The 14,686-nt window shown below is 71.0% G+C and carries 15 protein-coding genes; 7 read left to right on the top strand and 8 right to left on the bottom strand.

The features are described 5' to 3' along the window. Positions 1-9 precede the first annotated feature (9 nt). Complete coding sequence (locus tag ACIP6U_RS14385; RefSeq protein WP_401716415.1) at positions 10-528, top strand: GNAT family N-acetyltransferase; 519 nt, start codon at positions 10-12, stop codon at positions 526-528. A gap of 18 nt (positions 529-546) precedes the next feature. Here the strand turns inward: ACIP6U_RS14385 and ACIP6U_RS14380 are convergent, their stop codons facing one another. Beyond that, on the bottom strand, positions 547-1,338 hold the full coding sequence (locus tag ACIP6U_RS14380; RefSeq protein WP_401716412.1) for a dioxygenase: 792 nt from the start codon (positions 1,336-1,338) through the stop codon (positions 547-549). A gap of 97 nt (positions 1,339-1,435) precedes the next feature. Between ACIP6U_RS14380 and ACIP6U_RS14375 the strand changes: the two genes are divergently transcribed. Then, positions 1,436-1,930, top strand: a complete 495-nt coding sequence (locus tag ACIP6U_RS14375; RefSeq protein ID WP_401716409.1) for a MarR family winged helix-turn-helix transcriptional regulator — start codon at positions 1,436-1,438, stop codon at positions 1,928-1,930. A gap of 103 nt (positions 1,931-2,033) precedes the next feature. Here ACIP6U_RS14375 and ACIP6U_RS14370 read toward each other — a convergent pair whose 3' ends face one another. Together ACIP6U_RS14370 and ACIP6U_RS14365 are read right to left on the bottom strand one after the other, a co-directional pair. Further along, complete coding sequence (locus ACIP6U_RS14370) at positions 2,034-3,575, bottom strand: MFS transporter (protein WP_401716406.1); 1,542 nt, start codon at positions 3,573-3,575, stop codon at positions 2,034-2,036. 207 nt (positions 3,576-3,782) lie between these two features. Beyond that, positions 3,783-4,427 (bottom strand): TetR/AcrR family transcriptional regulator, encoded by a 645-nt coding sequence (locus tag ACIP6U_RS14365; RefSeq protein WP_401716994.1) that lies wholly within the window; start codon positions 4,425-4,427, stop codon positions 3,783-3,785. 291 nt (positions 4,428-4,718) lie between these two features. On the opposite strand from ACIP6U_RS14365, the gene ACIP6U_RS14360 reads away from it, so the two are divergent. The 3 genes from ACIP6U_RS14360 to ACIP6U_RS14350 all read left to right on the top strand — a co-directional run bounded on the left by ACIP6U_RS14360 (position 4,719) and on the right by ACIP6U_RS14350 (position 8,635). Next, positions 4,719-6,014 carry a M6 family metalloprotease domain-containing protein gene (locus tag ACIP6U_RS14360; protein ID WP_401716403.1) on the top strand — a complete coding sequence of 432 codons (1,296 nt, stop codon included), beginning with the start codon at positions 4,719-4,721 and terminating at the stop codon, positions 6,012-6,014. 74 nt (positions 6,015-6,088) lie between these two features. Next, positions 6,089-7,750, top strand: coding sequence for an IclR family transcriptional regulator C-terminal domain-containing protein (locus ACIP6U_RS14355; protein WP_401716401.1), 1,662 nt, complete (start codon positions 6,089-6,091; stop codon positions 7,748-7,750). Positions 7,751-7,795: 45 nt separating this feature from the next. Beyond that, positions 7,796-8,635 (top strand): HAD family hydrolase, encoded by an 840-nt coding sequence (locus ACIP6U_RS14350; protein WP_401716399.1) that lies wholly within the window; start codon positions 7,796-7,798, stop codon positions 8,633-8,635. Positions 8,636-8,718: 83 nt separating this feature from the next. Here the strand turns inward: ACIP6U_RS14350 and ACIP6U_RS14345 are convergent, their stop codons facing one another. The 5 genes from ACIP6U_RS14345 to ACIP6U_RS14325 all read right to left on the bottom strand — a co-directional run bounded on the left by ACIP6U_RS14345 (position 8,719) and on the right by ACIP6U_RS14325 (position 12,739). After that, positions 8,719-8,874, bottom strand: a complete 156-nt coding sequence (locus tag ACIP6U_RS14345; RefSeq protein ID WP_401716397.1) for a hypothetical protein — start codon at positions 8,872-8,874, stop codon at positions 8,719-8,721. A 45-nt stretch (positions 8,875-8,919) separates the two neighbouring features. After that, complete coding sequence (locus ACIP6U_RS14340; protein ID WP_401716395.1) at positions 8,920-10,053, bottom strand: 3-oxoacyl-ACP synthase III family protein; 1,134 nt, start codon at positions 10,051-10,053, stop codon at positions 8,920-8,922. A 42-nt stretch (positions 10,054-10,095) separates the two neighbouring features. After that, positions 10,096-11,028, bottom strand: a complete 933-nt coding sequence (locus ACIP6U_RS14335; protein ID WP_401716392.1) for a hypothetical protein — start codon at positions 11,026-11,028, stop codon at positions 10,096-10,098. Positions 11,029-11,161: 133 nt separating this feature from the next. Further along, positions 11,162-11,794, bottom strand: a complete 633-nt coding sequence (locus ACIP6U_RS14330) for a hypothetical protein (RefSeq protein ID WP_401716389.1) — start codon at positions 11,792-11,794, stop codon at positions 11,162-11,164. Between the two features lie 111 nt (positions 11,795-11,905). After that, positions 11,906-12,739: an AfsA-related hotdog domain-containing protein gene (locus ACIP6U_RS14325; protein ID WP_401716386.1), complete on the bottom strand. Its 834-nt coding sequence runs from the start codon at positions 12,737-12,739 to the stop codon at positions 11,906-11,908. 221 nt (positions 12,740-12,960) lie between these two features. Here ACIP6U_RS14325 and ACIP6U_RS14320 point away from each other — a divergent pair, with 221 nt between their 5' ends. Together ACIP6U_RS14320 and ACIP6U_RS14315 are read left to right on the top strand one after the other, a co-directional pair. Continuing rightward, positions 12,961-13,563, top strand: coding sequence for a TetR/AcrR family transcriptional regulator (locus tag ACIP6U_RS14320; RefSeq protein ID WP_401716384.1), 603 nt, complete (start codon positions 12,961-12,963; stop codon positions 13,561-13,563). 280 nt (positions 13,564-13,843) lie between these two features. Continuing rightward, the gene (locus ACIP6U_RS14315; protein ID WP_401716381.1) at positions 13,844-14,647 is read left to right on the top strand and encodes an SDR family NAD(P)-dependent oxidoreductase; all 804 of its coding nucleotides are present in this window, start codon (positions 13,844-13,846) and stop codon (positions 14,645-14,647) included. Positions 14,648-14,686 lie beyond the last annotated feature (39 nt).

Raw genomic sequence — 14,686 nt, 5'->3', positions numbered from 1 at the left:
GGTGGTCCGGTGTCGTCGGAACGTACAGAAGTGCAGGTCAGGGCGGGAGTCGAGGGAGACCTCGAAGCCCTCACCGACATCTACAACCACTACGTTCGTGAGACGCCCATCACATTCGATACCGCTGCCTTCACTCCGGAAGAGCGCCGCCCTTGGTTGCTCTCCCATCCTGAAGACGGCCCGCACCGGCTGAAGGTTGCCGTAGATGCGGACACACAGGAGATTCTGGGCTACGCCACATCCGGCCCTTACCGCGCGAAGCCGGCCTACTCGACCTCGGTGGAGGTCACGGTCTACGTCGCCCCGCGCGCGGGCCGCCGCGGCATCGGCACGCTGCTCTACAAGGCCCTCTTCGAGTCCCTGGCGGCCGAGGACCTGCACCGCGCCTACGCGGGCATCGCACAGCCCAACGAAGCGTCCACGCGGCTGCATGAACGCTTCGGGTTCCGGTACGTCGGCACCTACCGGGAGGTGGGCCGCAAGTTCGGCCGCTACTGGGACGTCGCCTGGTACGAGAAGGAGCTGTAAGCACCGGACGGCCGGGCCTCAGCCGAACTGCACCGACCGCTTCGCCATCCCCATCCAGAACCCGTCGATCACCGACTTCTGCGCGTCCAGCTCGCCGGTCACCTCGGCCGCGCCCATGGTGACGAAGAGCGGGGCGAAGTGCTCGGTGCGCGGGTGGGCGTAGCGGCCGGCCGGGGCCTTGTGCAGGAAGTCCAGCAGCCCGTCCCAGTCCCGCTTCTCCAGCGCACCTCGGCCCCAGTCGTCGAACTCGGAGGACCAGGTGGGCACTCCCCCGCCGGTGTGCCGCAGTGCGGCGAGGTTGTGGGTGAAGAAGCCGGAGCCGACGATCAGGACGCCCTCGTCGCGCAGGGGCGCGAGCCTGCGGCCGATCTCCATGAGCTTCACCGGGTCGAGGGTCGGCATGGAGACCTGGAGGACGGGGATGTCGGCGGCCGGGAACATCTCGACGAGCGGGACGTACGCCCCGTGGTCGAGGCCGCGGTCCGGGACGTCCTGCACGGGGATACCGGGGGCGCGCAGCAACTTCCGTACGGACTCGGCGAGTTCGGGGGCGCCCGGGGCGTCGTAGCGGACCTGGTAGTAGTGCTCGGGGAAGCCCCAGAAGTCGTAGACCAGCGGGACCGGGTCGACCGCGCCGAGGGCGAGGGGGGCCTCCTCCCAGTGGGCGGAGACCATGAGGATCGCCTTGGGGCGGGGCAGGTCGGCGGACCAGGCGGCGAGTTCGCCGGGCCAGATCGGGTCGTCCGCGAGGGGCGGGGCGCCGTGGCTGAGGTAGAGGGCGGGCATGCGCTCCGGTGCGGCGGTGGACATGACGGTCACTCCCCATGCTTGAACTCTCAACTTCTACGAGAAGAGGTTACGCCTCATTTGTTTAACCTTCAAGGAGAGTTCTCGTACAGTGGAGTGCATGAACTCGGAAGAACCCCGCTGGCTGACCGCCGAGGAGCAGCGTGTCTGGCGCGCCTACCTGCAGGCGTCCACACTCCTCGAAGACCATCTCGACCGTCAGCTCCAGCGGGACGCGGGCATGCCGCACATCTACTACGGGCTGCTCGTGGTGCTCGCCGAGGCGCCGGGGCGGCGGCTGCGGATGACCGAGCTGGCCAGGATGGCGAAGATCACCCGCTCCCGGCTCTCGCACGCGATCGCGCGACTGGAGAAGAGCGACTGGGTGCGGCGCGAGGACTGTCCCTCGGACAAGCGGGGCCAGTTCGCGGTGCTGACCGACCAGGGTTTCGAGGTGCTCGGGCGCAACGCGCCGGGCCATGTGGCGGCCGTACGGCAGGCGGTGTTCGAGCGGCTCAGCCCGGAGCAGCAGAAGGCCCTCGGCGACATCATGGAGATCGTCGCCGAGGGCCTTCAGCCCAAGGAAGCGGGTGCGGACCTGCCCTGGCTGCGCTGAGCCGCTCGCTCAGCATGCCGGACAGGTCCGCCGGGTTGTACGTGCGGGGCGTCCCCTTCCCCGCACGTACGAGTTTTCCGAAGGGGTACCTGGGTGGCCGCCGTCAGTGGGCGATCACCGGCACCGCCAGCTCGTCCTCCACCGCGTCACCGGTGGCGACCGGGCCGCCGCCCTGCTTGCCGGCGGTGACCAGGACCGAGACGATCGCGGCGGCGGCGACCAGCATGCCGACCGCGAACCAGATCGCGTTGGTGTAGCCGTGCACCTGGCCCTGCAGCGCGACGAGCTGCTGCTGGGTCTTGGAGGTACCGGCGGAGGCGATGTGGTCCTTGATGTACGCGGTCGTCGCGGACGCGGCGATCGTGTTCAGCAGGGCCGTGCCGATCGCGCCGCCCACCTGCTGCGAGGTGTTGACCATCGCGGAGGCGACACCCGCGTCCCGGGGCTCGACGCCCAGGGTGGCCAGGGACATGGCGGGCATGAACGCCGTACCCATGCCGAGACCGAGCAGCAGCATCGCGGGCAGGATGATCGAGGCGTACGACGAGCCGATCTCCAGCTGCGTCATCAGGAGCATGCCGACCGCGGCGACCAGGAAGCCGGGGCCCATGAGCAGGCGGGCCGGCAGGCGGGTCATCAGGCGGGTGCCGATCTGGGTCGAGCCGACCATCATGCCGACGATCATCGGCAGGAAGGCGAAGCCGGTCTTGATCGGCGTGAAGCCCTTCACGACCTGGAGGTAGTAGGTCAGGAAGAGGAACGTGCCGAACATCGCGATGATGGCGATGCCGAGCGAGAGGTAGATCCCGCCGCGGTTGCGGTCGGTGATCACGCGCAGCGGCAGCAGCGGGGCCTTGACCTTGGCCTCGACGACCACGAACGAGACCAGCAGGACCGCGGACGCGATGAACAGGCCGACGGTCGAGGAGTCGCCCCAGCCGTTGGACTCGGCGCGGGTGAAGCCGTAGACCAGCGAGACCAGACCGAGGGTGGACAGCAGCACGCCCGGGATGTCGAGCGGGTTGCGGTTGCGGCCGCCCTCGGGCTCACGGATGACGAAGTACGCGCCGAGCGCGGCGACGATGGCGAAGGGGATGTTCACGAAGAACGTCCAGCGCCAGTCCAGGTACTCGGTCAGCACACCGCCGAGGATGAAGCCGACGGCGCCACCGCCACCGGCGATCGCACCGTAGATGCCGAAGGCCTTGGCGCGCTCCTTGGCGTCCGTGAACATCACGGCGAGCAGGGAGAGCGCGGCCGGGGCGAGCAGGGCGCCGAAGACACCCTGGAGGGCGCGGGCGCCGAACATCATGGCGCCGCTGGTGGCGGCGCCGCCGAGCGCGGAGGCCGCGGCGAAACCGGTCAGACCGACGACGAAGGCGCGCTTGCGCCCCCAGAGGTCGGCGATCCGGCCGCCGAAGAGGAGGAGCCCGCCGAAGGCGAGGGCGTAGGCCGTGACGACCCACTGCCGGTTGCCGTCGGATATGCCCAGGTCCTGCTGGGCGGAGGGCAGGGCGATGTTCACGATGGTCGCGTCGAGCACGACCATCAGCTGGGCGAGCGCGATGAAGACGAGCGCCTTCCAGCGGTTGGCGTCGCCGGACGTCGCCGGCACGCCGTTGGCCTTGGTGGCTGTTTCAGACATGGGGGTACCCACTTCGGTACTTCGGGACGGAAAAATACGGAAAAGAAGACTGTGGTCCTGAACGGCCCTCGTCGTTGACGGCCGGTGGCGTGCCGGACGCGCTGTGGAAGGTGCGGCGCGGCACTGAGTCGGTTCTTCAGCTGTCGAGAACGTTTCGCGGTGTTGAGACTCCCCCGTGACTCCTGACTAATCGGTCGGTTGTCGTCGTCAGACCCTGCGCAGGTCCTCCATGGTCATCGCCGTACCCGGCAGCACGGAGGGGGCCGGGGCCCGCAGTCCGTCCAGGAACAGCTGGAGATGGCGGTGGACGAAGCGGTCCACGCTGAAGCACGCCGTACCGGCCAGGGGCCGGCTCAGCTGGGCGACTGCCATCATGATGTCGCCGACGTCCACGTCGGTGCGGAGCTGACCTGCCGCCTTGGCGCGGCCCATGATCTCCCCGATGAGCTGCTCGCACCGCTCGCGGGCGTCCACCAGATCCGGGTGGTGCTGGTCGAAGGTGCTGGAGATCATCGGGCACAGCGCGGTGACCCGCTCGTCGGCGGCCGTGTGCACGAAGCGCTCCAGCGCCCCGAAGGCGTCCCCGGTCTCCGCCAGCGCTGCCTCGGCCGCCTCGTTCGTCCGGTCCATGACGGAGCAGACGACCTCGCGGACCAGCGCGTCGCGGTCGGGGAAGTTGCGGTACACCGTGGCGTTGCCCACGCCTGCCCTGCGGGCGATCTCGTCGAGCGGCACGTCGGGGCCGAACTCCGTGAACATCTCGCGGGCGGCGGCGACGATCCGCTCCCGGTTGCGCAGGGCGTCGGCTCGTGGCCGGGGCACCTTGCGCTGCACGGGGTTCGCGGTCGTCATGGCGGTCACGGCGTACTCCTTCAAGTAGATGGTTCTGCGATCGGGTGCTGAGGCCGGATCCCGGGATCCGGGGAGGCAGTCCCCGTTTCGCTCGGACGCCTGATTAAACGGGGAAACGATCCCCGGTTATTTCCCGACCTGACGAAGACTTCCTGTGACCTGAGTCACATGCCCTTCGGGCGGAAACCTCCGTTCGGGTTCCTCCAGCGCGCGCCCCCACGACCCGCGACCCAGGGTGATCGAAAGGGCGCAGCCAGAGACCGGCGGCTGCCATGGACGAAGGGCCCGTGCATGCCGCCTGAGCGATCCCAGCCGCTCCGCCGCCGGATATCCGCGCGCCGCGTGGCCGCCCTCGCGTCGGTGACCGCGCTGACCCTCGCGGTCAGCACCTCGGCCGGCACCGGGCACCTCACGGCCGGCTCCACGACGGCCGGCGCCGGCTCGGTCGCCCTGGCCCGCTCCGCCGCCTTCGGCCCCTGCATGATCAGCGGCGGCCACACCGTCCAGATGTCGGAGGGCGTACCCACCCCCGGCGGCTACTCCCGCTCCACCGGCACGGTCCGCGCCCTGACCCTGATGGTCGACTTCTCGGACGCGCCCGGCAAAGGCACCGCGCTCGACCGCTTCCACGAGTTCTTCCCGCAGACCCAGGAGTGGTTCACCGCCGCCTCCTACGGCCGCCTCGACTACCGCCCCGAGACCCCGATCACGCACTGGCTGCGCATGCCCAGGTCCTTCCGGGCGTACGGCATAGAGCGCGGCGCGCCCTTCGACCCCGGCTACCGCGACCTGGTCCAGGACATCGTGTCCGCCGCCGATCCCGACGTCGACTTCCGCTCGTACGACTTCCTGAACGTGCTGGTCACCCCGAACGCGGGCCCCTCCGCGCTGGACACCGTCCTGTCGGTGACGTTCGCGGGCAACATGGACGCCCCGGTCGCCGACGGGGTCCCGGTGGCGAACGCCTCCTTCGTCTACTCCCGCCAGGACGACGGCTCCGGCTCCTACGCGCAGACCGGCTACCGCGTGCTCCCCCACGAGAACGGCCATGTCTTCGGCCTGCCCGACCTCTACACCCAGGAGGGCGGCGGCTCGGTCGGGCACTGGGACATCATGAGCGAGGACTGGGGCGCCAACAACGACCTGCTCGGCTGGCACAAGTGGAAGCTGGGCTGGCTGGACGCCGCGCAGGTCGGCTGCGCGGCGAGCCGCGGCACGACCGAGTACACGCTGACCCCGCTGGCCCGCCCGGGCGGCGCGAAGCTGATCTTCGTCCCGACCGGCACCCGCACCGGCTACGCCCTGGAGCTGCGCACCCGCGAGGGCAATGACGAGACCGTCTGCCGGCCCGGCATCCTGGTCTACAAGGTCGACGCCGACGTGGACACCGGCATGGGCCCGGTCACGGTCTACGACTCCAAGCGCGACAGCGGCGGCTGCACCCGCAGCCCCAACGTCAACGCCGAACTCTCCGACGCCCCCTTCACCCCCGGCGAGACCTTCAAGGACCCGCGCCGCGGGATCCAGATCACGGTGGCGGGGGCCGATCTGGCCGGGGACTACCGGGTGCGGGTCACCCGCAGGTGACGGACCGCGGAGCGGTGGGCGCACGGGTCGGCGCATTACGGTAGGCCTGCCCTGATTGCCGTACCGGAGATGTGATGGCCGCGAACCGCACGCTGGATGCCCTTGCCGATGCTTCCGTCGTGCCCCAGGAGGCGGTCACGCCCCTGATCAGGGGGATCGCCGTGCTGCGGGAGCTGACCGAGGCCGGCGGCACGGTCAGCCTCAGCGGCCTGGAGCGGGCCACCGGCCTCGCCCGCTCCACGGTCGACCGCATCACCGCGACCCTCGCACGCATGGGGTACGTCCGACTCGACGGCCGCGACGCGATCCTCACCCCCCGTCTGATGGAACTGGGCAACGCCTATCTCTCCGCCCTGCGGCTGCCCGCGCTGCTGGACGCGCGCGCCGACGCCCTCGCCGACGAGCTGGACGAGTCGGTGTCCCTGGCGGTCGCCGACCGCGACGGCATCCGCTTCATCCACCAGGCCACCCGCCGCCGCGCGATGTCCCTCAGCTTCCGCATCGGCGACCTGCTGCCGGCCGAACGCACCGCGCCGGGACCGCTGTTCGCGACGGAGTGGACGGCACGCGAGTGGCGCACCTGGCGCACGCGCCGGTCAGCGGACCCGCAGGACCGCGGCTTCCCGGCCCTGCCGCCCCACGAACACACCGACCGGGAGGCGGACTTCCAGCGGCGCGCGGCCCAAGCCGCCCAGGACGGCTGGGCGTTGGACGACGAGCTGATCGAGCCGGGCCTGGTCGCGGTCTCGATGCCGGTACGCGACCCCCGCACCGGGAAGATCGCCTGTGCGGTCAGCGTGGTCAGCCACACCAGCCGGCACACGGCCGCCGGCCTGCGCGACACCCTGCTGCCGAGGCTGCGGGCGGCGGTCGCGGACATGCAGGAGGAACTGCGCACGGCGCCGGCGCCCGCGCCCGGCGCGGCCCCCTCAGGACTGGCCGGCTGGACCGGTGCCTCCAAGCAGGAACTGGGCCGGGAGTTCATCGAGTCGCTCGCCCGCGGACTGACCGTCCTGACGGCGTTCGGCGAGGGCCGCGCCGCCCTCACCCTCACCGAGGTCGCCCAGACCACCGGGCTCGCCCGCGCCACCGCCCGCCGCGCCCTCATCACCTACGAGCACCTGGGCTACATCGCCGCCGAGGACCGCGTCTTCCGCCTCACCCCGCGCGTCCTGAACCTCGGCTACCCCCCGCTGTCCCGTGTCGCCCTCCCCGGGATCGCCACCCCGCACCTGGCCGAACTCTCCGCGCAGGTCCACGAGTCGGCGTCCCTCGCGATCCTCACCGGCGACGAGATCCAGTACACGGCCCGTGTCGCCACCAGCCGCATCATGAGCGTCAACATCACCATCGGCACCCGCCTGCCCGCGTACGCCACCTCGATGGGCCGGGTGATCCTGGCCGGCCAACCCGCGCCCCACTTCCCCGAGTTGCGCCCCCTGACCCGCCACACCCTCACCGACCCCGACGCGCTGCGGGCCGAGCTGGACCGGGTCCGCACAAACGGATACGCCCTGGTCGACGGGGAGTTGGAGGAGGGACTGCGGTCGATCGCGGTCCCGGTGCGCGAGCGCGGCGGGCAGATCGTGGCCGCCGTGAACGTCGCCCTGCACAGCAGCCGCCGCACCGCCGAGGAGTGCGTCCACGACATCCTGCCCGCCCTGCGCGCCACCGCCGACCGCATCGAGGCGGACGTGCGGATCGCTGGGCGCTTCCGGGCGGTGCCGCTCACCTGATACCTTCGCGAAGGAATGTTATTCGACGGAGGGGGAGTCCGAGCGATGACGGTACTGGCAGGTACGGAGACGGGCACACAGTCGGGGGCCGGAGGCGACGCCGGTGCGGGTGGCGTCCACCGGCCCGCGTACCTCGTCTTCTGTGACGTCGACGAGACGCTGATCAGCTGCAAGAGCATGTTCGAGTTCGCCCGCTTCCAGCGCGTGCGCCGGTACGGGGACGCCGGGGCACGGTGGTACGAGGAACTCGCCGGGGAGATGCGCCGTCAGTCCGCGGCCGGGGCACCACGGGAAGCCGTCAACCGGTCCTACTACCGCGCCTACACCGGTGAGAGCGCGGCGACGATGACGACGCTCGGCCGCGCGTGGTTCGACCTCGCCTCGCAGGACCCCGGGTTCTTCATCACCTCCACCGTGGCGGAGCTGAACGCGCACCGGGCCGCGGGCGCCGAGGTCGTCCTCGTCTCCGGGTCCTTCGCGCCCTGCCTCGACCCGATCGCCGAACGCGTCGGCGCCCGGCACGTGCTGTGCACCTCGCCGGTCGTCCACGACGGCCACTACACCGGCGAGGTCCCCGAGCCCGTGATCGGCGAGGGCAAGCGGGCGGCGGTCCTGCGGCTGCTGGCCGAACACCCCGGCGTCGACCCACGCGACTGCTTCGCCTACGGCGACCACCCCTCGGACTTCCCGATGCTCGACTGCGTGGGGCATCCGCGGGCGGTCGGCGACGATCCGGCGGTACGGGAGCATCTCGCGCGGCGGAGTGCGGGGGCCGCGGGGACCGTGAGGGTTTCCAACGCCGGTTGCGCGCTGGCCTGTTGGTCGATGGGCCGGGACGAGCACTCCGAGGGGTGCTCGGGGGACTGCGCGCTGCCGCTGGGCTGACGGAGAAAGGGCGCGTCGAGACAGGACGACATGCGTCGAGGGACGGGGAGTTGTCTCCTCCGTCCCTCGACGTGCGTGCCGGCTCAGTCGATGCTCCGGCAGATGTGCGGTTCCAGCCAGGCGTCCTCGCTGTCGCCCGCGAGGCGGAGGACGGGTGCCTTCGCTCGCGGAGCGGTGGCGGGTGTCCTTCTGGGCGTGGCCGGGACGGTCTTGTCTTTTCTCGTCCTGCGCTGTCGCATCTCGCTCACCTCTCAAGTGGTCGTCTGTGTCCGGGCCGGCTGCCGCTACCGCGCTCCCACCAGCACCGGCTCCCCCGTCGCCTCGGCCCCCGCCGGAACGGCCCCGCGCTGCCTGGCCGGGCGGGCGTGCCGGGTCGGTGCCCAGCGCAGCAGGGCCGAGCCGACCGACATCCCGCCGCCGAAGGCCGACAGGACGGTGAGGTCGCCCTCGGTGAACAGGCCCCGCCGGTGGGCGAGATCGAGGGTGATCGGGACGGACGCGGCACCCGTGTTGCCGTGCAGGGCGAGGGCCAGGTGCATGCGGGCCGCGTCCAGGCCGAGGGCGGGCCAGACCTCGGCGAGCATCACACCGTTGGCCTGGTGCGGGACGAAGTGCCGGACCGCGCGGCCGGGTACGCCCGCCTTCGCAAGCAACTCGTGGATCGCGCCGGGCAGGTTGTCGTGCACGAAGCCCCGCACACCGCGCCCGTCCATGGTGAACCAGTGCGCGCCCTCCGCCAGCGTCTCCGCCGACGCCGGCCGCCTGCTGCCGCCCGCCGGCACGCTGATCAGCCGGTGCTGGTCGGCGCGGGTGGTCAGGCTGGTGACGAGGGATCCGGTTCCGGCGGGCACCGGACCGAGGACCACCGCGCCGGCGCCGTCACCGAACAGGATGGCCGTCTTGCGGTCCCCCTCGTCCAGGATGCGGGAGTAGACGTCCGCGCCGATGACCAGGGCGTACGGGCCCTGCGCGGGCGGACGGTTCGGGTCCGGACGCTTGGCACCGGCCGCGTCGGCCACGTCCGCCCGCAGCATCCGGTCCGCCGCCGTGAGCGCGAACATGAAGCCGCTGCACACCGAGTTGACGTCGAAGGCGGCGGCCCGGCGGGCGCCGATGCGGTCGGTGACGATGGCCGCGGTGGCGGGCTGGGGGTGGTCGGGGGTGGAGGTGGCGACGACGACGTACGACACCTGATCAGGCGTCAGTCCGGCCTGTTCGAGGGCCCGTTGGGCGGCCCGGGCGGCGAGGTCCGAGGTGGCCTCGTGCGGGGCGGCGCGGTGTCGTCGTCGTATGCCGGTCTTGTGCTCGATCCACTCGGCGCTCACGCCCGCCGCCGCGCCGACCTCCGCGTTGTCGACGACCGTGGCGGGCAGGTAGGAGCCGGTGGCGATGATGCCGATCGAGGTGCTGGTGTTCATGCGTCTCTCCTGAGTTGGCGATGAACTACTGGTCTGGAAAGGTCAGTTCGCCGGGACCGTCGTGAACTCGCCGAAGCTCGGGCCCCGCATCTTCAGTTGGGCGTGGATGTCGCCACCGAGGCCGAAGTGGCCGATGGCGCCGCCGTAGTTCTGCTGGTAGCTCATCCACAGCACGACCACGTTGATCACGCGGTTGGCTCCCGGGGTGCCGGGCGCGGGGAAGGGGTTGGGCAGGGTGGCGCGGTAGTGGGCCATGCCGTTGCTGTCGCTGATGAACGCGTTGGGCACGCCGAGCGGGCCGGGGCGGGTCGGGCCCGCCGGGTCGAGGTCGTGCTCGCGCAGCGACATCACCGTGTAGAGGCTGTCGGGGATCAGACCGGTGAAGGCGAACGAGAAGTCGGCGCCGCGCCGGTGCGCCGGCACGTGCACCTCCAACTGGCCCCGGGCCTTGACCCATTGGCCCAGCGTGATCGGCTCACGCACCTTGGGCCCGTCCTCCTCCCGCAGATCCGGGATGGGGGCACCGTGCAGCGGATAGCTCGGCCGCCGCACGTCGTGCGCGTCCGGCCGCTGCTCCGGGGCGAACAGCATCGGGTAGTTGTTGCAGGGCAGCGGCAACGGCAGGGTGTACAGCTGGACTTGGGCGTCCGGCCCGGTCGGGTCGGCGAAGTCCAGCTCGCGGACGACGTCGTAGGGCAGGTTGGTGCCGAGCGGGGGCAGCGGGCTGTCCGGGGAGACCACCGCACTCCCCCACTCGGAGACGGTCGCGCCGTCCGGGCCGGGCCGGTTGACGCGCCCGACGACGACGAAGTCACCGTTCGCGTCCACGATCTCGCTCGGCGGGTAGAGGGGGCCCTGGGTGGTGACGCTCAGGTCGTAGGTGCGGGTCATGGGGGCGGCGGGGGTCTCGGGGGCGACCGCCCCGGGTGCCGGGGGCGTCCCGGGCGCGGTGGTCAGGTCGGGTGCGATGGTCATGTCGGGTGCTCCTTCGCCGGTGCGAAGCCGATACGAACGGCCGGCCGCGGGACGCCTTGCTCGGTGCACCGCAGTGCAGAGGGGGTTCCGCGACCGGCCGTGGGAGGAGGGGAGTCGGTCGAGTCGGCCGGGATCAGGCGGTGAAGCGCTCGTAGATGCGGGTGTAGAGACCGTTGTCGCCTCCGGTGATGTACGTGTCGCCGGCCTCGCGGACGATCTGCTGGTAGCGCGGGGAGGTGAAGGCCTCCATGTACGTCGCCGGGTCCGCGTCGAAGCCGGACACGAACATCACGCCGGGCTCGGTGCTGGCCAGCGAGTGGAACGCCTGGAAGCTGACGACCTCTTCGGAGCCGCGGACGACGTCGAATATGGTCTCCTCGCGCCAGGCGCGGTACTGCCGGTAGACCCGCGGCACGACCTCGACGTGCCGCATCTGCACGTACCGGGTGTCGGGCAGCGCCCCCGCGGCCGGCTTGGGCGCCTCGACGAACTGAAGGAACTGGCGGCGGAAGTCGCCCTCGCCCAGCGGGCCGACGGCCTCCCACAGCTTCCACCAGTCGGCGCGCAGCTCCTCCATCTCCTCGAAGCCCTTCAGCGGGGCGAGTTCGAGGACGGAGTTGCTCTCCAGACCGCGGTAGAGAATGCGGCCCGCGAACCCGGCGGCGTCGTTGTGCGCCTGCCAGGCCTCGGCGACGGCGTCGATCTGCTCGGGCTTGGCGAAGAGCTCGGTGGCGGTGATGAGAGCGGCGGAAGCGGAAGCGGACATGGCTGTCTCCTTGAGTGAGTGCTGCTGAGAGGTGGTGGATGGCGAAGATCGCGGTCGTGCGTGGTGAAGTGACGTGTCTACGACGTGAGTTGTGCGGTCGGCCCGATCCGCTCAGGCGCCGACCAGCACCGGCTGCCCGGCCTTGGTGCCCGCGCCCGCCGCCGTGGCCCCCGCCGCCACGGCCGCCTGCGTCGCCGTACGCACCGAGTGCTCGACCGCGTGGCGCGCGCGGCGGTGTTCCTTGGCCTCGATGACCGGGCTGTCGAAGGCCGTGTAGGTCACCGTGGTGATCGAGGCGCGGCGGCCGGCCTGGTGGAGGGAGATCTCCGCGGCGAAGGAGAGCCGGTCCGGGTCGTCGGTCTCGGCGCGGAGCGTGTGGTAGACGACGGTGGCGTCGACCGGGAACAGGAAGTTCTCGAAGTCCGTGTTCAGCGACTCGATGACGTAGTAGTACGAGCGGTCCAGGTGCCGGGAGGCGTGGTAGCGCTCGCTGACCGCGAGGAACATCTGGCGGGCGGCCTCGACGACGACCATGCCCTGGACGTGTTCGCCGGTCTGGTGGTCGATGAGGAGCTCGTTGTCGTTGTGCACCCGCAGGGTCGCGGAGAACAGGTCCTCGCCGTCCCGCCGCAGGTCGGCTATGAGGGTGTTGCAGCTTCGGTGTTTGTGCGCCTCACCGCGCCCGGCGAGTGCCGGCGCCCGGTAGTCGAGGTCCAACCGGTCGGCGAGACCGAGGAGTTGGGCCTGGCCGCGGACGAGCTCCCATTCCTCGGCGGTGACGCCCTGTCCGGCGCGGACCAGGATCGGCCGGGTGTCCCAGGAGTACACGCCGAGGCGCATCTCCTCGACGAACTGCGTGACGGTGAGGACGTCGTCCTGTGCGGCGAACCCGACGAAACGGTCGCCGACGATCAGCAGGGTGCGGGGGGTCGCTGTGGCTGACATGCGTTTCTCCTTGGTGGGGATACAGCTGTCGCTTCTCGCTTGCAGAGGCCTGCCGCCTTCGTCGATGCCGATACCTGCCGGCTCATGACGGTTTCCTGCCGGTTTCTGCCGGTGTGGCGGGGCCGATGTGAAGAACGTAGAGGAGTCCGGACGAGAACGCAACCATCTAGTTGGTTTTTCAGAACTATCCAGTTGGTTTCACCGTGGACTACGCTCGCCCCATGGCTGAGACACCCAAGGGACTGCAGACCCGCGCCAAGCTCCTGGAGGCCGCCCAGGCGGAGTTCTCCGAGCACGGTCTGGCGGGTGCGCGCGTGGACCGCATCGCCGAGCGCTCCGGCGTCAACAAGCAGCGGATCTATGCCTACTTCGGCAACAAGGAAGCCCTGTTCGCGGCCGTGATGAGCAAGGTGTACGCCCACATGTCCGAGGTCGTGCCGATCCCGACCACGGAGGAGGGCCTGCGCTCCTACGTCGGCGAGGTCTTCGACTACCACCGCCGGTCCGACCTGGTGCGACTGCTCGCCTGGGAGGGTCTGCACTACGGCGCGGGACCGATCCCGGACGAGAAGGAACGCGAGGCGTACTACGTCCACAAGACGGCCGCGCTCAGCCTCGCCCTCGGCATCGACGACCCCTCGGCGGCGGCCCGGGTGCTCATCATCCTGGTCGGCATCGCCTCCTGGCCGTTCATCGTGCCCCAGCAGCGCCGGCTGATGCTGGGCCCGGACGGCGACACGGAGTCGGGGTGGGCGCTGCTGCGCACCAGCATCGTGGCGCACGGCCACTCGATCATCGACAACGTGCTGCAGGGGTCGGTCTGACGGGGCGCTCCGCGGTAAGGCGGTTCACGGTAAGACGGTTCGCCGGCAAGGGAGTTCGGGTTGTTCCGGGCTCCCCTTTTGCTGGTCGGAGTGTGTGCGGGCGGCTACCCGGGAGGGCCTTTCGGGAGGCGGGTCCAGCAGAAAACCAACTAGATGGTTGCGATGCTCTCCGAACCCGGCTACCTTCTTCATCACCAGGCCGGAACCGCTGCGTTCGGACCGCGCCTGTTGATCTGACGTTCCGTCAACTGGGGGCGATGCCCCGGAAATCGAGGAACCCATGGAGACCGTCGCCCCCGTCGCAGAGACCCCCGTCATCGTCGTCAGCGGTGCCACCGGCGGCATGGGCGCCGCCGTGGTCGAGGAGCTCGCCCGCTCCGATGCCACCGTCGCCCTGCTCGGCCGGGACGCGGACGGTCTGGACCGCGTCCGGCGCGAGATCGACGCCCGCACCGGCGGTGCCGGCCGGCTCGTGACGTACGAGACCGACATCAACGACACCGCGCAGGTCGACGCCACCGTGGACGCCCTGGTCGGCGAACTCGGCCGGGTGGACGGGCTGGTGCACACCGCGGGCGACGGCCCGCTGGCCCCGCTCGCCGAGACGACCGACGCGATGTGGCAGGCCACGTTCAACGGCAAGCTGCTCGGCGCGGTCCGGCTCGTCCGGGCGCTGGCCGGTCCGCTGACCGCGGCCGGCGGCGGCTCGGTCGTGCTGGTCAGCGGGGTCTTCCGCAAGGACCCCGACCCGCTCTTCCCGGTGAACAGCGCGGTCAACGCCGCCGTCGCCGCCTTCGCGAAGTCCGTCTCCAAGGACCTCGGCCGCGCCGGGATCCGCGTCAACGTGCTCGACCCCGGCGCCGTACGGACCCCGCTGTGGGACGAGATCGCCAAGGCCATCGGCGACCGCGTCGGCGCCACCGCCGAGGAGGTCAGCGCTCAGGTCGCCGACGGGACACCGCTCGGCACGCTCGCCGAACCGGCCGACGTGGCCCGGCTCGCCGCCTTCCTGCTCTCCCCCGCCGCCCGGCACGTGACCGGCGCCGCGATCACCGTCGACGGCGGAGCCTCGGCCGGGCTGTAGCCCGCCGCGCCCCTTCGACGCGCAGACCCCTCACCTCTC

The organism is Streptomyces sp. NPDC088794 (assembly GCF_044750545.1).
GTDB lineage: Bacteria > Actinomycetota > Actinomycetes > Streptomycetales > Streptomycetaceae > Streptomyces.
Note: the sequence above shows the minus strand (reverse complement) of the source record. Positions and strands in the feature narration are given on the sequence as shown.